The sequence below is a fragment of the Paenibacillus sp. FSL W8-0426 genome, assembly GCF_037969725.1.
Lineage (GTDB): Bacteria > Bacillota > Bacilli > Paenibacillales > Paenibacillaceae > Paenibacillus > Paenibacillus hubeiensis.
Genome location: NZ_CP150203.1, coordinates 1,215,656 through 1,239,876, shown reverse-complemented (window position 1 = coordinate 1,239,876; position 24,221 = coordinate 1,215,656). Strand labels below are relative to the sequence as shown.

At 52.7% G+C, this 24,221-nt stretch carries 19 protein-coding genes; 11 read left to right on the top strand and 8 right to left on the bottom strand.

Annotation, left to right across the window (positions count from 1 at the left end; genetic code table 11):
• Positions 1–188 precede the first annotated feature (188 nt).
• Positions 189–548, top strand: coding sequence for a hypothetical protein (locus MKY59_RS05580; protein WP_236420126.1), 360 nt, complete (start codon positions 189–191; stop codon positions 546–548).
• A gap of 125 nt (positions 549–673) precedes the next feature.
• On the opposite strand, the gene MKY59_RS05575 is transcribed toward MKY59_RS05580, so the two are convergent.
• Positions 674–1,897 (bottom strand): MFS transporter, encoded by a 1,224-nt coding sequence (locus MKY59_RS05575; protein WP_236420127.1) that lies wholly within the window; start codon positions 1,895–1,897, stop codon positions 674–676.
• Positions 1,898–2,154: 257 nt separating this feature from the next.
• On the opposite strand from MKY59_RS05575, the gene MKY59_RS05570 reads away from it, so the two are divergent.
• From MKY59_RS05570 to MKY59_RS05560, 3 genes are all read left to right on the top strand, one after another.
• Positions 2,155–2,805, top strand: coding sequence for a peptidylprolyl isomerase (locus MKY59_RS05570; RefSeq protein WP_236420128.1), 651 nt, complete (start codon positions 2,155–2,157; stop codon positions 2,803–2,805).
• 521 nt (positions 2,806–3,326) lie between these two features.
• A complete protein-coding gene (locus tag MKY59_RS05565) occupies positions 3,327–3,584 on the top strand; it encodes a YqkE family protein (protein WP_236420129.1) in 258 nt (85 codons plus the stop codon).
• A gap of 200 nt (positions 3,585–3,784) precedes the next feature.
• Positions 3,785–4,576 carry an SDR family NAD(P)-dependent oxidoreductase gene (locus MKY59_RS05560; protein WP_339276468.1) on the top strand — a complete coding sequence of 264 codons (792 nt, stop codon included), beginning with the start codon at positions 3,785–3,787 and terminating at the stop codon, positions 4,574–4,576.
• A 111-nt stretch (positions 4,577–4,687) separates the two neighbouring features.
• Here MKY59_RS05560 and MKY59_RS05555 read toward each other — a convergent pair whose 3' ends face one another.
• Positions 4,688–5,473, bottom strand: a complete 786-nt coding sequence (locus MKY59_RS05555; RefSeq protein WP_236420131.1) for a TIGR02206 family membrane protein — start codon at positions 5,471–5,473, stop codon at positions 4,688–4,690.
• Positions 5,474–5,785: 312 nt separating this feature from the next.
• Here MKY59_RS05555 and MKY59_RS05550 point away from each other — a divergent pair, with 312 nt between their 5' ends.
• On the top strand, positions 5,786–6,760 hold the full coding sequence (locus MKY59_RS05550; RefSeq protein ID WP_339276467.1) for a ring-cleaving dioxygenase: 975 nt from the start codon (positions 5,786–5,788) through the stop codon (positions 6,758–6,760).
• Positions 6,761–6,955: 195 nt separating this feature from the next.
• Here the strand turns inward: MKY59_RS05550 and MKY59_RS05545 are convergent, their stop codons facing one another.
• On the bottom strand, positions 6,956–7,810 hold the full coding sequence (locus MKY59_RS05545; protein ID WP_339276466.1) for a hypothetical protein: 855 nt from the start codon (positions 7,808–7,810) through the stop codon (positions 6,956–6,958).
• A 239-nt stretch (positions 7,811–8,049) separates the two neighbouring features.
• Complete coding sequence (locus tag MKY59_RS05540) at positions 8,050–9,327, bottom strand: methyl-accepting chemotaxis protein (RefSeq protein ID WP_339276465.1); 1,278 nt, start codon at positions 9,325–9,327, stop codon at positions 8,050–8,052.
• A 330-nt stretch (positions 9,328–9,657) separates the two neighbouring features.
• Between MKY59_RS05540 and MKY59_RS05535 the strand changes: the two genes are divergently transcribed.
• Positions 9,658–11,073, top strand: a complete 1,416-nt coding sequence (locus MKY59_RS05535) for an aspartate ammonia-lyase (protein WP_236420135.1) — start codon at positions 9,658–9,660, stop codon at positions 11,071–11,073.
• A 115-nt stretch (positions 11,074–11,188) separates the two neighbouring features.
• Here the strand turns inward: MKY59_RS05535 and rpoN are convergent, their stop codons facing one another.
• Positions 11,189–12,490 (bottom strand): RNA polymerase factor sigma-54, encoded by a 1,302-nt coding sequence (gene rpoN / locus MKY59_RS05530; RefSeq protein ID WP_339276463.1) that lies wholly within the window; start codon positions 12,488–12,490, stop codon positions 11,189–11,191.
• Between the two features lie 338 nt (positions 12,491–12,828).
• The gene (gene pruA / locus MKY59_RS05525) at positions 12,829–14,376 is read right to left on the bottom strand and encodes an L-glutamate gamma-semialdehyde dehydrogenase (RefSeq protein WP_339276461.1); all 1,548 of its coding nucleotides are present in this window, start codon (positions 14,374–14,376) and stop codon (positions 12,829–12,831) included.
• A gap of 250 nt (positions 14,377–14,626) precedes the next feature.
• On the opposite strand from pruA, the gene MKY59_RS05520 reads away from it, so the two are divergent.
• Entirely contained in the window at positions 14,627–15,550 is a 924-nt protein-coding gene (locus tag MKY59_RS05520) for a proline dehydrogenase family protein (protein WP_339276460.1), read from the top strand.
• 405 nt (positions 15,551–15,955) lie between these two features.
• Positions 15,956–17,644, top strand: coding sequence for a sigma 54-interacting transcriptional regulator (locus MKY59_RS05515; protein ID WP_339276459.1), 1,689 nt, complete (start codon positions 15,956–15,958; stop codon positions 17,642–17,644).
• Between the two features lie 22 nt (positions 17,645–17,666).
• On the opposite strand, the gene MKY59_RS05510 is transcribed toward MKY59_RS05515, so the two are convergent.
• Complete coding sequence (locus MKY59_RS05510) at positions 17,667–19,736, bottom strand: ATP-binding protein (protein WP_339276458.1); 2,070 nt, start codon at positions 19,734–19,736, stop codon at positions 17,667–17,669.
• Between the two features lie 367 nt (positions 19,737–20,103).
• Between MKY59_RS05510 and MKY59_RS05505 the strand changes: the two genes are divergently transcribed.
• Both MKY59_RS05505 and ald read left to right on the top strand, forming a co-directional pair.
• A complete protein-coding gene (locus MKY59_RS05505) occupies positions 20,104–20,388 on the top strand; it encodes a hypothetical protein (RefSeq protein WP_236420141.1) in 285 nt (94 codons plus the stop codon).
• Positions 20,389–20,799: 411 nt separating this feature from the next.
• Complete coding sequence (gene ald, locus MKY59_RS05500; RefSeq protein WP_339276457.1) at positions 20,800–21,933, top strand: alanine dehydrogenase; 1,134 nt, start codon at positions 20,800–20,802, stop codon at positions 21,931–21,933.
• A 139-nt stretch (positions 21,934–22,072) separates the two neighbouring features.
• Here ald and MKY59_RS05495 read toward each other — a convergent pair whose 3' ends face one another.
• Positions 22,073–22,990, bottom strand: coding sequence for a PD-(D/E)XK nuclease family protein (locus MKY59_RS05495; RefSeq protein WP_339276455.1), 918 nt, complete (start codon positions 22,988–22,990; stop codon positions 22,073–22,075).
• A gap of 347 nt (positions 22,991–23,337) precedes the next feature.
• Between MKY59_RS05495 and MKY59_RS05490 the strand changes: the two genes are divergently transcribed.
• Positions 23,338–24,021 carry a serine/threonine protein kinase gene (locus tag MKY59_RS05490; RefSeq protein WP_236420144.1) on the top strand — a complete coding sequence of 228 codons (684 nt, stop codon included), beginning with the start codon at positions 23,338–23,340 and terminating at the stop codon, positions 24,019–24,021.
• Positions 24,022–24,221: the final 200 nt, after the last annotated feature.

Here is a 24,221-nt window from a genome sequence, read left to right as displayed (position 1 = left end):
AAAGACAAAAATCTGCAAAATCGTCCTTATACAACCATTAATGCCGTTTATGGCTGGCCGCCGTTGGATATTCAAGCGCGGTATTTCATTCACGCTTCCCCGGAAATAATAACTTGGCGGGATTGCATCCCTGCGCTTGAGGGTAATACAAAACAAGAACGCCAATTTGCCGCAAGGAGTTGATGAAGATGCCAGATCAACCGACCGGGAATAACGAAAGCGACCGTGTCTACGACCGTTACCAACGTTATCGCGACTTTCCCCCTGAAATTGAAATGCCATCCGGAGAAATGGAAGCTTTGGATGAAGGTACCGGACAACGCATCCAAATGGAAGATGATCCGTCCCGCAAAGTTTCCAGAGTTCAGAGATTGAACGACCAGCATGAAGAGCAGCTTGAGTCACGCACCGCAGAGCCTGTCCTGGAATCCGTTCCCGACGCGGATACACTATTTCCGAACAGTCCGGTAGACCCCGCCGCACCTGATCCGGATGCACCCCATGGCACGGATCTCATCAATGGTGCAGGCGGAGCTTCGCCTTCGTAACGCATCGGAATCCCGCTGTAATTGGAGAATACCGTTTGCCGTATAAACGCCCAAAAAAACTGACACATCCAGTGGTTGTGTCAGTTTTTTCATTCGTTCAAACATACCGTTTCCGATTCGCCGAATTACGTTGAAACCTTATCTGATGAAGACTTGTCGGCACCAGGCAGCCTTCGCTCCAGTCCGGACCATCTGGCGGCAATCGCCGTCAGCAGCAGCGCAGCTCCATTGATGACGAAGATCCAGCGAATGGGCAGCCATCCGCCGAGCATGCCGCCGATGAGCGGCCCGGCCATCGTCCCGATCTGGGAAGCAGACTGGTTCAGGCTGAAGGCTCTGCCGCGGAACCCTGGCTCGGTTACCTGTACGATCATGGCATTGATCGCCGGGAATACGGCTGCGAAGAACAAACCGTACACGAACCGCAATATGCCGAACCCTACGTAACCCGTCGTGAAAAACTGCAGCAGATTCCCGACGGCTCCCCCTACAAGTCCGATGATCAGCACTTTGCCATAACCGATGCGGGAACCGATCTTCCCCCATTTCGGGGCCATGATCACGGTTGCAATTCCCACGGCCGAGAAAATGATGCCTGAGCTGAGCGAAGCCCGGTCCGGCTGTACGCCCATTTCCATGACGTACACGGTCAGCAGCGGTTCCAGAATCATGACCGAGAACGTGCATATGCCCATCATGCCGAGCACCGTTATGAACACGCGATTGGCTCTCGCTTCGCGAATGTCATCCATGACATGGGAACGCGCCTTGTTCCGGTTGAAATTCTGTTCTTTGACCCAAAAGGTAGCAATCAGGGCCGAAATAAGGACCACGATCGCCGAAAACAAAAACGCGCTTCGATTGCCGTAATAGTGGCTGACCACACCGCCGATGAGCGGCCCGATGATGCCGCCCGTCGCTCCGGAGGTCGACATGATGCCGAGCGCATACCCCGTTTTTTCTTCTGGCGTATTGGTGCCTACCAGAGCTATCGCTGCCGGGACGAAACCGGCCAGCAGCCCTTGAAACGTGCGAACGACGATCAGCGAATACGGGTCCTGAATGAAATAATTGATCAAATACAAGACCGCAAGGCTGTATCCCGACCGGATCAGCATCGGCTTGCGACCGTACTTGTCGGCGAGTGACCCCCAGAAGGGCGACACCAGCGCACTGGCCAGAAACGTGATGCCAAAGGCAAGCCCTGACCAGAACTCCAGATGATTCCGAACGCCCAGATCATGACTTAGAAACAAGGGCAGAAACGGAATGGAGATGGAATAGGCCGTGCTGCAAAAAAACACCCCTATCCACAAAATAACCAGATTGCGCTTCCACGAGAAGTTCATATCCCTGCACGTCCTTTCCTTTGCCGACGCCGGGACTGCCGCATATGCTGGAGCGAACGGTACAGACCCGTACGTCCCTGCCTGAGGAAGCATTTCCCTTATTTTACACCCATCCTCCCATGAAGGCCATCCTTTATAGTCTGCGTCTATGCCATCGATTGCCTTTTCGGCGGCAAAAAAGGTATGATAGTTTGTGGATGACGACAGGCCTTACTGTCAGAACCCCGACGATGCACATTGCAGGGAGGAACGTCTTCATGTTTGGTCGATTGAAAAAAACGACGGCAACTTCGCTGATGCTGGCGTTGTTGCTTATCATCATTAGCGGCTGCGGGCGCGCATCCAGCGGCGCAGCCGAAACGCCCGAACCGGTCGAGCCGGAAGGCCCGAACCCGGTGGCAACCATCGAGATGCAGGATGGACAAAAAATCGTCATTGAGCTGTACCCGGGCATCGCGCCGAATACGGTGAACAACTTCATCTCGCTGGCGAACAAAGGCTTTTACGACGGAACGATCTTCCATCGCGTCATTCCGGGCTTCATGATTCAGGGCGGAGATCCGAACGGAAATGGTACCGGGGGGCCGGGATATACCATTAAAGGCGAATTTACGTCCAACGGCCATAAAAACAATCTGAAGCACACGCGCGGCGTCATTTCCATGGCGCGAAGCGGGAATGATCTGGATTCGGCAGGCTCTCAGTTTTTCATTATGGAATCAGATGCCGATCATTTAGACAACGCTTATGCTACCTTCGGTAAAGTAACGGAAGGCATGGAGGTCGTGGATGCCATCGCTGCTCAAGAACGAGACAAGAAGGACAAGCCCCTTCAGGATCAAGTCATGAAAAAGGTGACCGTCGACACCCATGGGCTCGAATACCCTGAACCGGTCAAAATGCCTTAATTGAACGTATAAAGCTCTGCCCCTCGCCGATGTGCGGAAGGCAGAGCTTTATCGTTTCGTCCCTTTTTCGTTGTTAGCGTTTACATTTATCAAAGCCAAAACCCTCGCTTTACGTTTTTTCATGCATGTAATGATATCCATAACCCGTAACCCGTAATGCTGGCTCTCCTGTGCTTCGAAATGGTTCTGCAGCATCCTACAACATATGGCTGAGCATAAGCACCCAACCGATAATCGCCATCCACAGCGGGATGCTGAAGGCACACCCCCATGCAAGCCCTTTCAATAAACTGCGGTTCATTTCCACGACCAACGACTCCTTTCACCAGGGAATAGTCGAAGTATCGGTAATAATATATGAGTTTATACCCTTTTTCATTCGCGCTGAAGCTTCCACTTTCCTGCTTTTTCGCCTGCTCCATGGAACGGATTTTGCGAACCTGATATACTATAATGACTACCCTGCAACAGGGTGTCTGCATGCCATACTGATGTATGTTTTTGAAAGGAGATCGATTCCCATGGCCAAATCCAAAAAACACTCCCCTGCCCCAAAGGCAGCCCAAGATAAACCAGCAACGCTGAAAGACCTTCTGAGCAGCGACGTGCTGGCAAAGCTCAAAGCACAGGCCGATGAGGCCAAGGCGGCGGAAACGGAACGCAAAGAACGGGAACGCCAGGAAGCGGAAGCAGTACGCAAAGCGGAACAGAAACGGCTGGAGAACGACTTCGAGTACCTGCTGAACAACAGCTCCTTGGATTGGAAAAAACATAAATAGACGCCATGGCGAAGGCCGATGGCTCTTATGCTACAAACAAGACAGCGTCCCGGGACGCTGTCTTTTTGAGATGGATCGTTTTGTGATGATCGTTTTGTGATGGTTCGTTTTAATGTTTCTTTTGACGCTCATTTTTTGCTTCATGCCTCTCTCGCCGGGTAAATAGGGATAAACCGTCATTTCAGGGAGGAGAATGAACGATGACAGAACGTCTAAAGGATAAAGTCGCGATCGTCACGGGAGGCGGTTCGGGCATTGGCCAGGCCACGGCCATCAAATTCGGGGAACAAGGCGCTCAAGTATTCATGCTGGACAGGACCCCGGAGAACGCGGAGGAAACAAAAAGGAGCATTGAAGAAATCGGCGGCATAGCCCATGTGCTGGAGTGCGACGTGTCCAAGCCGGACCAAGTCCGCCAAGCGATCGACCAAGCTGCCCGAATGGCGGGCCGCATCGACGTCGTGTTTGCCAATGCCGGCATTAACGGCACGATGGCCCCCATCGAAACGATGGAGATGGACGATTGGGACCAGACGATGGATATCAACATGCGCGGTACGTTCGCCACGGTGAAATATGCCATCCCCCACATGAAGGAGCGTGGCGGCAGCATCATCATTACGAGCTCGATCAACGGCAACCGCGTATTTTCGGGCATCGGATTCTCGGCATATGCTTCCAGCAAGGCGGGGCAAACGGCTTTCACCAAAATGGCCGCCCTGGAGCTTGCGCGTTATGGCATTCGCGTAAACGCCGTCTGTCCCGGCGCGATTGACACCAACATCGATGACAATACCTATCCTTCGGATGACCTGAAAGAAGTGCAGATTCCCGTCCAGTTTCCGGAAGGCCACGAGCATCCGCTGAAAGGCAAGCCCGGAACCTCGGAGCAGGTAGCCAACGTTGTGCTTTTCCTGGCTTCCGATGAAGCGTCCCATGTCACCGGCACGCGCATATACGTGGACGGGGCGGAGTCGCTGCTCCGGGGGTAAGCCTCCTATCGCTTCAATTGCATATCGGCATTTTAGTGCGGCTTCTTGCCGTTATCCCATCTTTCGTTCATCCCGTCGCAGTCGCCTTCCGGCGTACGGCGGGATTTTTCTTTAACGTGTTTCGGAAAGCCGGGCTCCCCTTTTTTCTGCCGGATTCGCGTTTCTTATACGATGGATCTTGTCCGGTATGGCAAACAGCAGCACATGCATGAGCGCAAACAAGGCAGCGGCCAATCCTTCCTCCCACAAGATATACAGCGGATAAGGACCGAACACATCCAGGATTGAAGCCGTATCGGGCTTATGGCGCAGGAACATGTAATTGGCACCAAGCATCACATCAACAATATACACGGCCAGGGCAGCCAGATTTACAAAACAGATCGAACCTATGACTGACTTCCAGCCCGGACGCATCTCCTCCACCCAAGTCATGTAAAGCAAAGCAAGAATAATAAGGCCATGGGCAGTGAAAAATTGAATAAAGCGAAAATGCGGGAACGCATAACCAAGGTTGGGCGTCACGATCGCCATCATGGCTCCGGCGATCCCGGCGTACAACAATGCGGAATGCAGCCATTTGCTTCGTGTCAGCAGCAGGACGGCGGACAGCAGCAAGGTCAAGCTGCACAGCTCAAGCGGAAGGGACGTTTGCGGGCTCCATACCCCGCCATAGCCATACCATGACTGAAGCATGATTTCCATGGACAACAACATGCCTGCCATGCAGATTCGGAGGACCTTCCTTTTTTTTTCGGACCATGCCCTCAATCTGGATTTCAACACATATAACAACCCGATCGCAGCAGCAATGCCGAACACTGCCCACAAGTGTGGCCAGGAAAACATGATGAACGGTGCCTCATCAAATGGATCAAGCCACTTCGGATCAGCCATTATGATTACGCCCCTTTCTATTGGCCTATATAACGCCAGATTAGTTCTGCCTCTCCGTTAACGTCTGTATGGTTTTTTGCAGTTTATATAATGGGCTTTTTTTACATTCAACCATTGTGGCATCGTTGATGCAATATGTCTATGACATTCGTACAATCGGGTGTTGCGCTTTAATTATCTTTATGTTAAGATAAATTCAGAACAAACAAACTTTAAGTAAGTTACTATAATATAAACACAATTTGAATCCAAACAAATCAGATCTTTTTCAATCTCCAATGTTAAAATACCGATCCCAAGGAGGATTCCATCATGCAAATCAAAGGACTGCACCATGTATCCGCATTAACCGCAAAAGCAGCAGCCAACTATCGCTTCTATACCGAGGTTCTTGGACTGAGACTGATCAAAAAAACCGTCAATCAGGACGATGTAACGATGTACCACCTGTTTTACGGCGATGAAATCGGAAATCCCGGCACGGAGTTAACCTTTTTCGAAATGCCGATGGCCGGGCAAACCCGCGAAGGAGTAAACAGCATCTCGGCCACCTCCCTCCGCGTCCCAAACGATAAGGCACTGGACTACTGGTTGCAGCGTTTTGACGAATACGACGTGAATCACGGCAACATCACGGAGCGCGCCGGCCGATTGACGCTTGCTTTCACCGATTTCGAAAACCAGCGTTTGATCCTCGTCTCGGACGAAAACAATACGGGCGTTGCCGGAGGCAAACCATGGGATCGCAGTCCGGTGCCTGCGGAATACGGCATCGTTGGCCTGGGGCCGGTACAACTTACCGTGGAAGACGCTTCACTTACGGCAGGCGTGCTCACCGATCTGCTGGGCTTCCGTCTGAAAGGTTCCTTCCCTGCTTTTGTGGCAGGACAACCGGATGTGCTTGTGTTTGAATCCGGGGAAGGCGGCAGCGGCTCCGAAGTTCATGTGGAGGAACGCAGTGACCTGCCGATCGAACGTCCCGGCCGCGGCAGCGTGCACCACGTTGCCTTCCGCGTAGACAATGAAGAAGAGCTGAAACAATGGGTGGAACGGGTGCGCCAATCCCAATTCTCCAACTCCGGGTTCGTTGACCGGCATTATTTCCGCTCCTTGTATTTCCGTGAACCGAACGGCATCCTGTTCGAACTCGCTACGGACGGTCCCGGATTCGGTACCGACGAATCGTTCGAGTTTCTCGGGGAATCGTTGGCTCTGCCTCCATTCCTTGAAGACCGGAGAGCCTCCATCGAAGCTCATCTTAAACCGCTCGATACCGTCATTCGATAAAATCACGGCTCTCAAGCTCTGACCGCTGCCATTCGACAGCCCTGGGGATGTCCCGGGAATGTGGGATGCCAGCGGTGTTTCTTCTTCATAAAGCCGCTCGCTTGCGGCAATTCTGGACAGCACAAATAGAGGCTGTTGTCCTTCTTTTTTTTCAGCCTCTTATTTCTGTTTTCTTTGTCATTCACCTGGCAAACATCAATCAAACGATTGCGTGTACTCCTCTTCATACGTGTCTGAATTGAAATCCAGTCCGGTTGCCTTCCACTGCCCGTCCATGAACTCATAACGAAAACGCAGTTCCCCGCCGTACATGCCAAAGGAATATGCTCCCGAAGCGGATACGGTCAATCGATCTTGATCGATGCTGTAGTACACGACACTGCCAAATTCAAGTTCTTGATTGTAATCCACGCCTTCCGTTTCTTCCTCCAAACGGGTGGACGCGGCAGGTTTCCCGTCGATATCAACGTTGATATCCACTTTCCCCGGAGTAACGTTGACTCGGGAAGCAACATGCTGCTGCACGACCTCTTCCAATGGCTGCATGTTCATTTCTGTCAGCGTATCCGGATCGACAATATAAGCTTTTCCCAAATAAACGCCTGTCCCGTGGCCTGCCGTGAGCAGCACCAAAATTTCTTTCCGTCCGTCTCCATTCAGATCCAGCTCATGGACTTCCGGTTTATACGATCCTCCCTCTGCTTTCCAGGCCGGAAAATGCTTTTCTTTTCCATTGACTTCTAATGTAATGCCGTTATAGATATATCCAGAACCTTCAACCTGCATAGGGTATAATCGAATGTTTTCATTCTCGGGTGCAATCGAAACATTGTCCGTGTCTTGGAGAATTTCATTGGAGTGGAGTAAAGCTTCTTCGTCATTGTCACTGTCATTATCTATATTGGATGCCGCGACCGCTTCGGCCTGGCTTGATGGGTTATCTATGGGAAGCTGCTCAGCCTGTTCGTTCGTAGAGTGAGCAGTCGATACTGCACTAATTATGGCTACCGCCAAAACGATCATCAGCAGGATACCTGTCCAAGTTTTCAATATGCTGGGCTCCTTCATATTTTTCATTGAATACTACCTTATTATATAGTCATTTATAGCCCACACGTTGCGAATTTGTTAATGTTTCATAAAAAAAACTTTACATATATTCATTTTCACGAAAGAATGTTCGTGTTTTAGCATGACAAGCAAAATATTGGCTAAAAATAGGGAAAATCACCGTCAAAGACGTCTCTTTGAACAGGCACGAATCAAGAAAAAAAGCACCCCGGATCAGCTCAAGGCTGCATCCGGAATGCTTTCGTTTTGTCCAGCAAACGATCGGTCAATTGTCTCAGTTCTTCGGCCGATGAAGAAATCTCCTGCATGATCGCCGTTTCTTCATGTGCCGCATCCATGATTCGTTTCGCTTCATCCGAGAATGAACTTGCTTTCCCCTGGATTTGCTTCACATGGCCATGGGTTTGCTCTACCCTGGAGGTCTGTTCCGCAATCTGGGAGCCGATCTTGTTGGCCCCTTGCATGAACACTTCCACCGCGCCCGTAAGTACGTGCAGCGTCTCGTCCACCGTCACGGTACGCTGCGATTCGCTTACGACCAGCCCGTGCTGGACGTGAATCAACTGCGCGGTATCCCGAATTCGCTGCTGCACGCGGCTGATCAATTCGTTGATCCGGTGCACGGACTGCTTGCTCTCATCTGCCAGCTTGCGAATTTGCTGGGCAACGACCGCAAAGCCTGAACCTTCCTCGCCCGCGCGCGCAGCCTCGATGGAAGCATTAAGGGCAAGCAGCCCGGTTTCTTCCGCAATGTTCTTAACGGATTGAGTAATAACTTCAATATCGGACGCTTCCTTTTCAAGCAGCAGCATGATTTCTCTGGAACGGTCATGGGAAGCAGTCAGTTCCTCCATGCCGTTCATCAACGATGAAAACGTCTCTTTCGTTTGAACCACCGAACGTTCCATCTGCCCCGACAGATCGGTCATGCTCACGGATTGGCCGTGCATGTCCTGAAAATCCGTCAGCATTTCATCGGCCATCGCGAGCGATTGACGGGAAGTTACCTTCTGCTGCTCGACGCCAACGGCGATATGGTCAACGGCATCGGACATCATCTCGATCTGGGCAGCCGCTTGGGTGATCGCTTCGCTGAGCGACTGGGCGTTTTGCGAAGTCGTGCGGGTGCTTTCCGCAATATCGTTGACGATATCCCTCAGATTGCTGACCATGCCCCCGAACGCATCGTACAGAATCGTGATTTCATCCTGTGTCTGCCGCTTCGGGATCGTGACGGTCAAATCGCCCGAAGAGACTTGTTTGGCAGCGGTGGCCAAATGTTTGATCGGACGGGTCAACCAGCGGGAAGCGCCCCAACCCAGTATTCCGTTCCAGCATACCCCCAGGATCAGCACGATCGATATATATAACCAATCAGGAATATTAAATGCAAACCAATCCTTCAGAAAGAATATAAAAAAAGCGCTAGTTCCGTACGTAATAACCGAGATCAGTACTAAACCTGCGACCGTTTTTGCGCCTAAAGTCCACTTCATCCTCGCACCTCTTAGTCCTTTTTTCCTAGATTACCAGTTAATAACCAGAAAACATGTAACATATATCACTGACAACGTTGAAATCACCCTCCCCGACGCCTTTTTCGAACAAAATAATGATTGCGCTATCATCCGCGGCATTCAAGGCACTTCGAGCCCGTCCAAAGCTGATGTCACACATCTCGAATGATTATTTATAATTTTAATTATTTATCGGCAAAATGCGTAAAATGTTTTAGATTGGCAACCTTTTTGCTTAAATGATATACTGAGTGCGCTTCGGCAATGCCGAGGTCCACCAATTATTGGATGCCACTGGAGGCGAACAAAATGTCCACTAGAACCGAAAAAGATTTTATCGGTGAAAAAGAAATTCCTGCTTATGCCTATTACGGTATTCAGACGGTACGGGCGGTCGAGAACTTCCCGATTACCGGAGTCGCGGTGCACAGGGAACTGGTCATCGCCCTGGCCGCCGTCAAAAAGGCTGCTGCGGTAACGAATATGGAACTCAAGATGCTGCCGCGCAAAATCGGCGACGTCATCGTCATGGCTGCCGAAGAAATGATGAAAGGCCATCATCTGGATCATTTTATTGTTGACTCCATTCAGGGCGGTGCAGGCACTTCCATGAATATGAATATGAACGAAATTTTGGCCAACCGCGGACTCGAGCTGCTGCTGCAGAGCAAAGGAGACTATTTCCACTGCAACCCGAACAACCACGTGAACATGTCCCAATCCACGAACGACGTCATTCCGACGGCCTTGCGCATCGCGGCCTATCAGCTGTCCGAAACGCTGCTTGCCACGATGAAACGCCTTCAGGATGCCTTCTTCAAGAAGGAGAAGGAATTCAATGATGTCGTCAAAGTCGGACGTACCCATCTGCAGGATGCGGTTCCGATCCGTCTGGGGCAAGAATTCGGCGCGTATGCACGAGTGCTCGGGCGAGACATGGAACGCTTGGAATATGCGAACCAACGCTTGTTAACCATCAACCTTGGCGCAACCGCGGTTGGAACGGGGCTTAATGCCAAACCTGAATATATCGCCAAAGTGACGGAGCATTTATCCGAAGCGACCGGGTTGAAACTGAAAACGGCCGACGATCTCGTCGACGCCACTCAAAATACGGATGCCTACATGGAGCTGTCCGCAGCCCTCAAGGTCTGTGCGGTCAACCTGTCCAAAATCTGCAACGACATCCGCATGATGGCCTCCGGCCCGCGTGCCGGGTTCAACGAGCTTCGCCTGCCTCCACGCCAGCCGGGCTCGTCCATCATGCCGGGCAAAGTCAATCCCGTGATGGCCGAGGTGATCAACCAGGTGGCATTCCAGGTGATGGGAAACGATCACACGATCTGCATGGCATGCGAAGCCGGACAATTCGAGCTGAACGTTATGGGTCCCGTGATCGCCTTCAACCTGCTGCAATCGCTGAAAATTATGAATAACGGCATCGACGTATTCACGCGATATGCCGTGGAAGAGATGGAAGCGAACCGCGAACGCTGCGCGCAAATTATGAAGCAAAGCTTCAGCGTCATTACTGCTCTCAATCCGCATCTCGGTTATGACGTGGCGGCTTCAATCGTGAAAGAAGCGCTGAAAACAGGCGCAACCCTGCAAGAAATCATCCTGGAGCGCGGACTGTTGACGCCGGAAGAGCTCGAAGAGATTTTGCATCCGGAGCAAATGACCACGCCAGGAATCGCTGGAGAACGTTTCCTGCGCAACATGTAGTAGGTTTCTACTGACGTGGATGTATTCAATCCGATGTAAACAAAGAACAGCCCCTGCGCCGTCAACCCGGTTCGCAGGGGCTATTTGTTTCGGAAACGGGATAAGAGCGCGCCTATTATCGGCGTTTGCGCTCACGCGAAGGCAGAATCCGGAGCTCCTCCCTATACTTCGCCACCGTTCTGCGCGAGACGACGATGCCTTCCCCGGCAAGCAGCTCCGCCAATCGGCTGTCCGAGTGCGGGCGATCGGCCTGCTCCATGCGAATCAATTCTTTTAACCGCCATTTGGCCGCCGCGGCAGATGTTCGATCCCCATCGTCTGTTCCGATGGCCGTGGCAAAAAAGGCCTTCCATTCAAACATGCCATGCGGCGTCCGGATATATTTCCCTTGAACGGCACGGCTCACCGTTGATTCATGCATGCCGATCTTCTCCGCAATCATCGCCAAGTTGAGCGGCTTCAGACCGGACGGCCCTTGATGCAAAAAAAGCTCCTGCTCTTCCATCACCGCAGCGAGAACACGCATCAACGTTTTGCGCCGAAGCTGCACACTGCGAATGATCGCCCGCGCCTCTGCGGCCCGTTCCGCCCAAATCTCGCCCGTACCTCCTTGCCTGACCCAGCGAGAACACGCTTCATTCATCGATATGCGGAGGTTTCCGGCCGAGTGGAATTCCAAGCGGACTTCGCCATCACGCAGCTCCGCAACAGCATCCGGAATAACGTAATGGGGAGGTGCGGTGCAGCCGATGGAACGACAAGGCTTGGGATCAAGCCGCGTAATGTAATCATAGGCGGACTTGGCTTCGCTTGCAGTCATCGCGAGTCGTGCCCCTGCTTTTCCCGGATGGAAAGGAACCAGCTCTGACAAACCCGCTTCCACCATCCGCTCGGCATGCCGATCAACGATCGAGGCGCGCCTGATCTGAAGCAGCAAGCATTCTTGCAGACTGCGGGCCCCCACGCCTGCCGGGTCCAGCGATTGAAGAACCTCGAGCCCTTCAGCCGCCTCATCCACGGATATGCCGAGCGCCGATGCTGCTTCCGTCAGGTCCAACGCGAGATAACCGTCGTCGTTCACGCAGCCAGCCAGGTATTCCGCTGTGGCCGTTAGCGCGGGCGGGAGGTCCAGCAAACGCACTTGGGCGGCCAGGAAATGCTCCAACGTGGGTTCAGCCCCACGCGCCTGAAGCAACGGTTCATAGCCATCGTGCTTCCTGCGATCCATGCTCCGCGGAAGTCGGGCCAGCGGCGCAGAGTGTCCTTCGACTTCAAGGAGCGGATTCGCATCCGCTGCATCCAGCAAATAACGGACCAAATCCTGATTGGACAACGTCAGCAAATGAAAGGACCGTTTCATCTCAGGCGTAATGGCCAGCCGAAAACGCTGTTCCTGTAACAACTTAACACCTAACATACGTTTTCCCCCTTAGCACCGCTCGGCAGCTTTGGCATCATGATCAGGCTGCATGTTCTGGAAATGGTAACATAAAAGCAATGTCGGCTCTATATAAGTTGAACCGATGATTTTTACACGGAGTCACTACGTGGTCAGAACCATCTTCCGATCACTGTTATCCCCAGATTTTTTTGATCCCTTTTTTCAAAGGGAAATCCGGTGAAGCTTATGCTTCCGATGCAGCTTTCTTTCAGAAAGTTTTTAAGCGACCGCTTCGCTTCTCCAGATTCTTTCTGCCCTCTCCGTTATCGTGTAAATGTCTAGTTCAACCTATATAGTTCGAATCGCAGTTCCTTTTAATATTTTTCCGACACCAGCTTCGCCTGCGTGAAAAGCAGCAAATAATCTCTGCCGCCTGCTTTTGAATCCGTCCCTGACATATTGAATCCCCCGAACGGATGGGTGCCTACCAATGCGCCCGTGCATTTCCGGTTGAAATACAGATTGCCTGCAAAAAACTCGCGCCGCGCCAGCTCCAGATGTTCACGATTACGCGAGATAACCGCACCTGTCAGGCCATAATCGGTATTGTTCGCTATTTGCAGCGACTCTTCAAATGTGTTTGCCTTAATAAAGGCGAGCACGGGTCCAAAAATTTCCTCCTGCGCAATTCGGGCGAGCGGATCGACATCGGCAATGATGGTTGGCTCGATAAAATAACCTTGGACATCCCCTGTTTCCCCGCCGAGCATCAATCGTCCTTCTTGTTTGCCCACTTCGATATATTCCTTGATTTTGGCGTAGGCCTTGTCGTCAATGACGGGACCCACATGGCTTCCTGCTTCAACCGGACTGCCCATCGTAAGCTTCTTCGTCCGCTCAATCACTTTGCGCAGCACTTCATCATATACATCTTTATGAACGATGGCACGGGAACACGCGGAACATTTCTGGCCGGAGAACCCGAACGCCGATGCGGTAATGGATTCCGCAGCCAGCTCCAGATCGCTTTCGCCGTCCACGATGATGGAATCCTTGCCTCCCATTTCGGCAATCACCCGTTTGATCCATTTCTGTCCCGGCGCCGTGCGGGCTGCGCGTTCATTGATTCGCAAACCGACATCTTTGGAGCCCGTAAAGCTGATGAAACGCGTTAACGCATGATCGACCAAATAATCCCCCACTTCGCTGCCCGGCCCCGGCAAATAATTCACGACGCCATCCGGCACGCCCGCTTCAGCCAGCAGTTCCATGAATTTGGCCGCAATTACCGGCGTAGTGCTGGCCGGTTTCAAAACGACGGTATTGCCGGAAACGAACGCGGCCGACGTCATGCCAGCCATGATGGCGAGCGGGAAATTCCACGGCGGAATGACGACGCCTACGCCTAGCGGGATATACGACAGCTCATTGTCTTCGCCTGCAATGCGGGTCAAGGGCTGGGGTTCGCTGAGGCGCTGCATTTCCCTGGCGTAAAATTCCATGAAATCGATGGCCTCGGCCGTGTCCGCATCTGCTTCAGGCCATGTTTTGCCCGCTTCATATACCATCCAGGCGGAAAACTCATGCTTGCGGCGGCGCATGATCGCTGCTGCCTTATATAAATACCGTGCGCGTTCGTTCGGATCGGTATGCTTCCAGCGGTTAAACGTCTCGGCAGCCGTCTGGACAGCCCGCTCCGCCAGTTCCCGGTCTGCCTGATAAACGGTGCCAACGACCTGATCCTTGGCGGCCGGGTTCACGGAGTTTAACCTACGGGGACTCGTTATTTTTTGCCCGCCAATGATAAGGGGATAGTCTTTTCCGAGTTCGGATTCCACCTTGCGCAGCGCTTGTTCGAATGCTTCCTTATTGGCCGGGATGCTAAATGGCGTGAACGGTTCGTTAACAAAAGGAATGTTCATGAATGATTCCTCCTTCAAATGTTGGGTTCGCAGGCCCAGATTGGTTCTGCCTCTCCGTTAACGTGTGTTTTGATTATTTGCGGCTTATATATCCTGGATTGCCATGCGTTTTGCTTATCACCCAATATATGTAGCAAGTTCCGTGCCAACTCCAATCGGGGGAATGATTATTTTTTTGGATTGCAGCATTTGGCATGTTTCTTGCTTCGTATCAAAGCATATGCAGTATGATCATAAGGAGGAAGCCCCCATGAGTATGGGAACGGAAATGTACCGCAAAACGTTGCTGACCGTCGCAGGCAATAAAACCATCGAGCGTCTGTCCGTCAAATACGGCAAAAGGCTGGCAAGCAAATTTATCGCAGGCAGCACGCTGGATGAAGCTCTCGAAGAAATTCGCATCCTGAACAACAAAGGCATTATGGCCACATTGGACCATCTGGGGGAGGGCATTACCCGTTTGAGCGAGGCAGCCTTGTACCGGGACGAATACATTCGGCTCGTGGAGGGCATCACGCGCTATCGCGTCAACTCCAACGTGTCTTTGAAGCCAACCCAGATGGGCCTTGCACTTGATCCTGAAGAGGGATATCGGAATATCCGTGCGGTGGCCGCCGAGGCCAAGCTGCATGATCTTTTCGTGCGGATCGATATGGAGGACAGCCCGTTTACCCAGGCTACCTTGGACATCGTTCGCCGTCTTCACGCAGAAGGGCTCGATAACACGGGGACCGTGCTGCAAGCCTATTTGCACAGGAGCGAGCAGGATACGCGGGACATGATCCGTGAAGGCATCAAGCTCCGCCTCGTTAAGGGGGCATACAAAGAGCCTGCCGCAGTAGCTTATCAGAACGCCTCCGAGGTCATGGAACAGTTCAAATCCATGATTCGCCAGCATCTCGACCAAGGCGTCTATACGGCGGTTGCCTCTCACGATGATCAACTTATTTCATGGACCAAACAGTACGCCAAAGACCGCGCCATCTCTCCCGATGCATTCGAGTTTCAAATGTTATACGGACTGCGCATGAACGAACAGGAGCGGCTCGCTCGGGAAGGGTATCGCGTTCGCTGCTACGTTCCCTATGGAACCATGTGGTACCCGTATTACACGCGGCGTCTGGCCGAGAAACCGGCAAATCTCTGGATGGTCGTTAAAAACATGTTCAGATAGACGAAGACTTTAAAGGAAAACCATGTGGTCCACTTTTGGGGGCCGCATGGTTTTTTTCGATTGGGGACCGCACGCAACGCCAGCTTGACGCAATGTCAAAAAAAATAAGCATCCCAGCATGGAAATGTCCAAAATTCAGGACACCTCAACCTTATATTCGATTATACGAATCACACCAAAATGTAATGTTTCTTAACTTGAACCTCAATGAAACCGTTTGCCATTCCAATCCACTCGTGAGTGTCTTCCTTTAACCCCTACGCTCCATGTCAAAAAATATATACACCAGTTGGTTTAAGCGATATAATATGTGCAACGATTATTTCTCAACCATCATGCGCATTGCAATTTGGCCAGTGCAACAGTAACGTGTCTAATCGTGATGCTTCGACTGAGGTGAAACCGATGAAACATTTGCTTCCTGACCTCATGTCCCTTTTGCGGACAGACCTGAGAAAGTGGGATCGGGATCCTTCCCTCCCCCTGCCTGCAATCCCTTCTTCTGCAAATTGGGCCGAGGTTATTGCCTGTTTCAATGAGAGTCCTTACTTGTTGATTCAAGACGAAGGCCCGCCGCAGGGATATATTGCCTCAGCGGATGTTTTGCAGCACATGCTGCAGGCTCATCGCCTCCTGGAGGCTTATTTGGAAACCACGTTGGAAACCGCAGGTTCAGCGCTGACCCTGATCGATGAAGAAGCGAAGGTGGCGTATTGGACGTCCGGTGCCGAGCACGTTTTTTCCATCCGCAAAGAAGACATCGTCGGGCAGCCGGCTGCAGACTTCTTCCCGCCTGAGCGGCTTCAGTCGCTCAAAACGTTGTATACCGGCGAAACGGTCTACCGCAAACAGCATCAGCCCCGGCCCGATCTGTTTGCCCTCATCAACGCGCGTCCAGTGGTGCTCGATGGATGCATCGTGGGCGCGGTTGCGGCCGAAGTAGACATCACCACTGAAATTCGCCTGCACCAGGAATTGTTACATATGTCATCCAAAGTCCAGCATTTGGAGAAGACGGTCGCCCGTCTGCGCCCCGATTCCGATCCGTTTGCGGGAATCAAGGGCAGCAGTCCGGGACTGAAGCAGTGTCTGGAAACGATTCGCAAGATCAGTACAACCTCGGCTACCGTGCTTATTCTCGGGGAGAGCGGAACAGGCAAGGAGTTGTTCGCCAAAGCCATTCATGACCTGCGCGAACCGCAGACTGCACCTTTTATTGCCATTAACTGCGGTGCCATACCCGCTTCCTTATTTGAGAGCGAGTTGTTCGGATACGAGAAAGGGGCATTTTCCGGTGCTGACCCCAAAGGTAAAAAGGGGAAAATTGAACTTGCCGACGGAGGCACGCTCTTTTTGGACGAAATCGGCGAAATGCCCTTGGAGCTTCAGGTAAAGCTGCTGCGCGTGCTGCAAGAGAAAAGTTACTTTCCCGTTGGCGGAACGCGCATGAAGCAGGCCAATTGCCGGATTATCGCCGCTACCAATCAAAACCTGTTAGGCATGATTGCGAACAACCAGTTTCGGGAAGATCTCTACTATCGTCTGAATGTCATCAATCTCGTCATCCCTCCGCTGCGCATGCGCAAGGAAGACATATACGAATTGACGCGGACATTCCTTCAAGAGTTTTCCCTGCTATACAACCGCCATATCGAATCGCTCCCTTCGGAAGTGTTCAAGATGCTCTTCAGCTATGACTGGCCCGGAAACGTCAGGGAACTCCGAAACGTGATCGAACGCATTGCCATCCTGACGACGGACGGGGAGGTCAGGCCTGAATATTTGCCGGAATCCCTCACCGCTTCCATGGATCCGAAACCGTCCACAACGGAAGGGAGCATGCCGCTTCGATCCATGCCAGCACGGTCCTCTCTCCATTCGGCCGGGGCCGTGCGTGATACAAACCAAGCCGGAAACGAAGGTCTGCTCTTCGAAGTCTCCCCCCTGGCCTATAAAAAGCAGATGGATGCATACGAATCGGATCTTCTGCTCCAATGCCTGGAAACGGTTGGAGGCAACAAACGTATGCTGGCGAAGCGGCTCGGCATTTCCAGGGCAACGCTCTATAACCGCATGAAGAGGCTCGGTCTGTGACCGGCCTCTTCGGATTGTCCATCTATATCATTCGCGCCAACCGGATCAACGCATTGCGCAGGTGGCGATAAAAGGTGGCCCTGCTCATGGAGCAAGCCTCTGCCGCGGCAGTCGGATTGCCGGCATGCGTCCAATAGTGGGCATGCAGCAATCGTTGGTCCTGATCGCTAATCCCCGGCTTTCTTCCCTCCAGCATGTCCAGAATATGCAATTGCAGCTGCATGCCATCCTTCATGTCTTTCATTTGCGCAGCGTATTCCTGCAAATCTGCCGGGGAATGCAAGTTGGACAACAGTTTACGCATATCCGCCTCGGACCAGGCCCGGCGTTTCTCGTCCGCAGCGTTCTGATGAAACTTCCCGTTCTCCGTTTCCGGATTCAGCAGTGACATCACCCAATCTCCGAATCGGCCATTGCGAAAATCCAGGTACATGACATCCGCAGGCTGGTCATACAAATCACAAACGCGGCTTCGGGTTTTTCTCATTTGAAAGCCGATGCTCTGCAAAAACAGTTTAAGATACGGATTGGTCGCCACCAGCATAACCCTGGTCCCATCGCCAAGCAGGGACAGCCGGTCCAGGCACATGTATCCGACGAGTTCTTCCCGCGTGTATCCCCTCACATCGTTTTTTGCCGTGACCATAACGGCATAATGCGTATCCGTCTCGTCCGGGTCGCAATCCAGCTCTTCGGGGGTGAAGCACTCCTGCATCTCGACAGGAAAATATTTCATCAGCAGCTTGCTGCTCTCCCGATGCACAAGCACGGTTATAAACATGGAGATCGGGTCACCCGACCTGTCCCGCATGAGCACAATTCCTTCCGGATAACGTTCGGCCAACTCATCCAAAAACGGTCTGTAAGGAGGCGCCTGCCAAGGCTCCACGCTATACTCGGTCCAATGCTGCATCAAACGTTGAAGCGCAGGCAAATCCTCGGTCCGCATCACTTCCATCGGCGTAAACAAGGCATCCGCCGACACGTCTGCGTATTGGCGATGCTGCAGCATCGATTCCTGGCATAACAGCAGCATCTTTCTTGCGATTTGCCGCTGATCATGCGATCTCGCCTTTTCATGCAGCGGCCTTAACAGATTGGCGATCCGTACACGCATCTGCTGCAGGCGCCGGGGTTCACGCTGCCTGAAGTCCCGAAGCAGATGAATTCTTGCCATGTCATGCAAGGCCAAACCGTTCGGGCCGGAACGAATAAAAGACATGCGCCGCAGGGCGTGATATTCCTCGGTAGTCACCTCGGATTGCAGCACGGCGGACAACACTTCCTGATTTGCGGTTTCCAGAAGCGTCAGCACCTCGATCATCGGGTGCAGCCGCGGCGACGTCAGCTCCAGCAGCAGCCTGGCGCTGATCGCGTGCGACATTTCCGTCCACTCGGATAACGGCACATCCCGGCTTTGGTCCGCTGCCTCAACCGCCAAGGCAAGCCCCAGCGGATGGCCGTCCGTCATGCGCGCTATCTTGCCTTCAACGCTTCGGTTCGGCAATCCTGCCCCTGCAATATATGCCGTAATTTCCTCATCCGTAAAATGCTGCAAGGGCATCCGCACAAAAAGCTGCTGCAAGCGGGGGTGCGATTTCCATGTCAGCACAGGCTCTGGGCGCGAAGCGAGCACGATCAATACGCCGCTGGTCGGCAGCTTGGAGACAAACACTTCCATGAACCAATGCTCCAGCAAAGCCAGCTCTTCATAATTGTCCACGGCAATCACCAGCCTATTCCGAGCCGAGGCTTGAGTCAGAACATGCAGCGGACCGAACTCGCTTTCGCTCCCCATCATCTCCAGTCCGATCGTTGAAGAGAGGTATTCCAAAAAGATCGAAGGCGTCGGACCGCAGGACCTGCCGTCCATCCAGATGGCCGTTGCTCCCCGGTCACGGGATATCTCCAGCATTTCCGACAGCAGCGAGGATTTCCCGATCCCCCCCATACCCGTCACCGAAAAAATGGTAAGGGGTGCTCCCGGATCGCCAAACCAGCGATTCAACAACTTCAATTCCTTCGCTCGTCCAACAAAACGTTTGTCATGATCAAAGTGGCTGTCAAACCGTCTCTCGTCACTGTTTTCCATCCGTAGCCTCCGTACTGAGTCCTGATACTTTTACAATCATTTCATCTAAAATTGAGACTATATTGAGACGCACAACGACACTGCAAATGATAAAATTTCGATAAAAGCCAATTTATAGAAAATAACATCAGACATCAACGGGAAAGCGCTTTTTCACCAGCCGTTTCCGTTCTTTCATGTAAATAAACGCCGATCGAAGGTTCCGGGAGACCGAACGCTTATAGCCGAAGTTCGTGTCTGTACCAGTCGAGACCAACTCCCTCATTGTCGCTGCATGCTGCACGGAGTTGAAACTATTGAGCCGCAGCCATATGATCACGCTTCCTTTCAAGCCCATTAGCCCGATATTCCAGAAAGGCGGATTTATGTGAGAAAACAACTCGACATCTGTAATCTGAGCGGACAACTCGGAATCAGCAGTGATTCCCTTCATGAATGGCTTCGCCAACATACCGCAGCATCCGAATCAATGAAACACCCCGTCCCTGCCGAGCGCGAAACTGCCCCATACCGTTTGGTTGCCCCCGATTCGTTAACGCTGGCCCCTTTCGCAAATCAGCCGAAACTATTCCGGGGCCGCCGGTCCCAGTTCCGCTCCGCCATACCGAAACCGGATTTTGACCAGATTCGCCGAGTCAGCAGAAATTATTAAACCATTACGCGATTTCCGTACGGTCCATGCATGTGCCTTCACCTAACAGACGGTTTGAAAGGCAAACATGTTGGACCGATCCATCCTCTCCATCCCATGTCAAAGGAATGCATGCAGCCTCCATTCGCAACCTTCCATCCAGGTTTACATCGATTCTGTTTCGGCTTGTCCGTGCAAGAGAATGACATTGATGCGGATCAGACCTTTCGATCATCGTTCCATGGCAATTACCTCTGTAATGTCATTTTTTCACATTTATTCACCGAGGACAAGTGTCCTCAATGATGTTTTCGGCAAATGTTGAATCCTTCCTGCAAAACATTAGACATAAAGCAAGGTGACAAACGGCCATTCTATTCATACACTTAAACGTGTAAGCGAACAACCTTATCATGGACGAGGTGCATGGCTATGAGAATCGGAATTCCCAAAGAAATCAAAAACAATGAAAACCGCGTTGCCATTACCCCTGCCGGGGCCGCTGATTTCGTCCGGGCCGGCCATCAGGTGGTCATTGAACAAGGTGCGGGACTCGGCAGCGGCTTTACCGACGGCGAGTATCAGGCCGCAGGCGCGGTCGTGACGGCACAGGCCAAGACGGTATGGGCGGAAGCCGACATGATTCTTAAGGTGAAGGAGCCGCTGGCCAGCGAGTACGAATACTTCCGTCCCGGACTGATTCTCTTCACCTACCTGCACTTGGCTGCAGAGCCCGAACTGGCCGCTGCGCTGGTGCAGAGCCGAGTGACGGCCTTGGCCTACGAGACGCTTGAAGTCAACGGATCGCTCCCGCTGCTCACGCCGATGAGCGAGGTCGCCGGGCGCATGGCAGCCCAGATCGGTGCCCAACTGCTGGAGAAACCCAAAGGCGGCAAAGGCATTTTGCTCTCCGGCGTGCCCGGCGTGAGCCGCGGCAAGGTTACGATCATCGGCGGAGGCACGGTGGGCACCAATGCGGCCAAAATCGCCATCGGGCTGGGAGCGGACGTCGCCATCCTCGATCTGAATCTGAATCGGCTGCGCCAGCTGGACGATATTTTTGGCAACCAGATTCAGACGCTGGTATCCAGTCCGTCCAACATTGCGGCCGCCGTGGCCGGAACCGACCTGCTCATCTGCGCGGTGCTGATTCCGGGCGCCAAAGCGCCCAAGCTGGTCACCGAGCAGATGGTCACCGCCATGGCACCCGGTTCGGTGATCGTGGACGTGGCGATTGATCAGGGCGGGATCGTCGAGACGATCGACCACATCACCACTCACGACCATCCGACCTATGTGAAACATGGCGTCGTGCATTACGCGGTGGCGAACATGCCTGGCGCCGTTCCGCGTACTTCCACGGTGGCGCTGACCAACGCCACCATGCCCTATGCGCTGCAGCTGGCAAACCAGGGTGCAGCCGCCGCGATTCGCGGCAGTTCGTCCATTCGCAGCGCGGTGAACGCGCTGAATGGACATATCACGTACGAGGCGGTTGCCCGCGATCTCGGGCACGCCTATGTACCGCCCGGACAGGCGCTGCAAGACGGCGCCGACGTCCAGTAATCTTGCCGCTTGCCGTTCCACATGGCAGTCCGCTGCCGGCTGTGGAACGCATGAAGCGCCAGTCCGGACCGTGGGTGGTCCAGGCTGGCGCTTCGGTTTCTTTCGCATGCATCATGGTATGTGGAATGGCCGTTTGAATTCACATCACGCGTTCGCTGCATACCTCGCGGAAATTGCAATCCCGGCAAGCCCGGCGCGAAGGCATCGGGGTGAAGAACGAAATGTCTTTTGGCCTGTTGTAATACTCGTCCGCCACGCAGGACTTCATCTCCTCGATATACCGTCCGACTTTTTCCTCCGCCCTCGCCAAATCCTCTTGCGTAGCTGCATATTGCTTGTACGTTCCGTTCAGCAGATACTCCACCCGCAGCTCGATCTGCTCCAGCGGCACCCGATAGTGCTCTCTTACATATGCGGCATACAGCAGGAGCTGGTCCGAGAAATCTTCTTCCTTGCCCGTTTTCCAATCCACGATCACGATGTTGCCGTTGCCTCTCCGATACAACAAGTCCATCTTGACGTACACCCGCGTATCGTGCAGCATCATCGTATCCCATTTCTCGATCTCCAGAATTTGCGTGCTTGCGCGCGCCAAGTCTTCCCAGGTCAACGTATCGTACAGACTGTTCACACAGGCGGTAATGCGTTCTTTGATCGTTCCGATCCGCTCCTGGAGCGTGTCGTCCCCGTAGTACATTTCGGACAGCATAACCCGGTTTTTGGGATCTTGCCTCCACTGCTCCGCGTCCATCGACTGCAGGTACGCCTCATTCAGCAGCTTGCGCATCGTCTGTTCCAGAAAAGGCACGCGCGGCCTTTCCCGTCCTTCATCCCTGCTGCGCACGGCCGATTCGCACATCCGGTGCACCAGGTCACCAAAGACGAGATACAGATTGCTAAGCTGTTTCAAACGATAAAGGCGGACCGTCATATCATCGGCTTGATCGGTCTTCCAGCCATTGTGGGCACCATAATAATGATAATAATATTTGCGCAGGCACTCATCGAACATATTGGCCCGCGACTGCGAATAAGACCACTGCGGATATTGTGCCATGATTTATTCTACCTTTCTGCGATTATACTTTTGTGCATTCGATGCTTATGGATCGGGACAACATCTATAAACGTCAAAAAAACATTCACACGTTAACGGAGAGGCAGAACCAATCTCTGAAGTGTGATTTGTGATTGCAGTTTATGTAAAACTGCTGCTGCACCAAGTATAAGGGACCAGGCAAAAACGCCGCAAGCTAGCTGGTCATCTGTCTAAAGCGTCCCCGGTTCGAATCGGAACCGTTTCGGATTTCATTCGTATCGTTAATATACGTTCATCACCACTGAAATTGCGCAGTGAACCGCATGAGATAGATTGCAGGCAATATCCCAAAGGAGGCACCACCCATGAATCAACCCGATTGGTTCCAGGCAGAAAAAGCGTTGCAGCAGATCCGGGTCATCGGAAGCGACCGGAACGAACTCGTCGACATTATCGGGCGCGCCCAAGGCGTCCGTTGCATCGGCACAGGCACGGATGCAGCCGTATTTGCCTATGACGGGTTGCCGCAATACGCCTTCAAAGTGTACTCGGATCATGCTCTGGACAAGCTCGATCATGAAAAAAAAGTCTATGAGCGGCTTCGCGGCCTGCCCTATTTTCCTACCTATTACGGCAGCGGCCCCAACATGATCGTAATCAGCCATGAAGCCGGACCAACGCTGCTGGAGTGCCTGGAGCAAGGCATCCCTGTACCCGAGCAGGTCATGCTCGACGTGGACGCCGCACGTGCAGCGGTCCGAGAACGGGGGCTGAACCCCCGCGACATCCATTTGAAAAACGTACTGCTCCAAAACGGGCGAGCCAAGGTACTCGATGTCTCGGAATATATCCAGGACGGCAATGACAACCGCTGGGAGCATCTCGTCTGGGCCTATTACAACGTGTATCCACGCATTGAGGGCACCCCGATCTCCCCGCGCATGCTGCAGACGATTAAATGGGCCTACAACCAACTGGATCAGGCCAATATCAAATTGGAGGACTTGTCAAAGAAGGCCAATCGCCTGTTTTCGCGATTTCTGAAATGAAGTAGCATCCGCAGCCAAAACATCCCCCCCACCTCCATGTCGGGGGATGTTTTATGTTATGGTTCGGCACTAGCCCTAACAAACATGAGACACGTTATAGGGCATGTATTGGAGCATTTGAAATGGTAACGAACCTGAGGCACGTTATCTGTGGTTGGAAAGCGCGGTTTGTGGCATTTTGCTCCAAATAGCGTGGCTGA

Excerpts from the sequence above, each read along its gene's own strand:
- MKY59_RS05495 (WP_339276455.1), bottom strand. The coding sequence starts at position 22,990 with ATGGCACAATATCCGCAGTGGTCTTATTCGCAGTCGCGGGCCAATATG.
- MKY59_RS05490 (WP_236420144.1), top strand. The coding sequence starts at position 23,338 with ATGAATCAACCCGATTGGTTCCAGGCAGAAAAAGCGTTGCAGCAGATC.
- MKY59_RS05570 (WP_236420128.1), top strand. The coding sequence starts at position 2,155 with ATGTTTGGTCGATTGAAAAAAACGACGGCAACTTCGCTGATGCTGGCG.
- pruA (WP_339276461.1), bottom strand. The coding sequence starts at position 14,376 with ATGAACATTCCTTTTGTTAACGAACCGTTCACGCCATTTAGCATCCCG.
- MKY59_RS05520 (WP_339276460.1), top strand. The coding sequence starts at position 14,627 with ATGAGTATGGGAACGGAAATGTACCGCAAAACGTTGCTGACCGTCGCA.
- MKY59_RS05535 (WP_236420135.1), top strand. The coding sequence starts at position 9,658 with ATGTCCACTAGAACCGAAAAAGATTTTATCGGTGAAAAAGAAATTCCT.
- MKY59_RS05555 (WP_236420131.1), bottom strand. The coding sequence starts at position 5,473 with ATGGCTGATCCGAAGTGGCTTGATCCATTTGATGAGGCACCGTTCATC.
- MKY59_RS05560 (WP_339276468.1), top strand. The coding sequence starts at position 3,785 with ATGACAGAACGTCTAAAGGATAAAGTCGCGATCGTCACGGGAGGCGGT.
- MKY59_RS05575 (WP_236420127.1), bottom strand. The coding sequence starts at position 1,897 with ATGAACTTCTCGTGGAAGCGCAATCTGGTTATTTTGTGGATAGGGGTG.
- MKY59_RS05580 (WP_236420126.1), top strand. The coding sequence starts at position 189 with ATGCCAGATCAACCGACCGGGAATAACGAAAGCGACCGTGTCTACGAC.
- ald (WP_339276457.1), top strand. The coding sequence starts at position 20,800 with ATGAGAATCGGAATTCCCAAAGAAATCAAAAACAATGAAAACCGCGTT.
- MKY59_RS05510 (WP_339276458.1), bottom strand. The coding sequence starts at position 19,736 with ATGGAAAACAGTGACGAGAGACGGTTTGACAGCCACTTTGATCATGAC.
- MKY59_RS05565 (WP_236420129.1), top strand. The coding sequence starts at position 3,327 with ATGGCCAAATCCAAAAAACACTCCCCTGCCCCAAAGGCAGCCCAAGAT.
- rpoN (WP_339276463.1), bottom strand. The coding sequence starts at position 12,490 with ATGTTAGGTGTTAAGTTGTTACAGGAACAGCGTTTTCGGCTGGCCATT.
- MKY59_RS05550 (WP_339276467.1), top strand. The coding sequence starts at position 5,786 with ATGCAAATCAAAGGACTGCACCATGTATCCGCATTAACCGCAAAAGCA.
- MKY59_RS05540 (WP_339276465.1), bottom strand. The coding sequence starts at position 9,327 with ATGAAGTGGACTTTAGGCGCAAAAACGGTCGCAGGTTTAGTACTGATC.
- MKY59_RS05515 (WP_339276459.1), top strand. The coding sequence starts at position 15,956 with ATGAAACATTTGCTTCCTGACCTCATGTCCCTTTTGCGGACAGACCTG.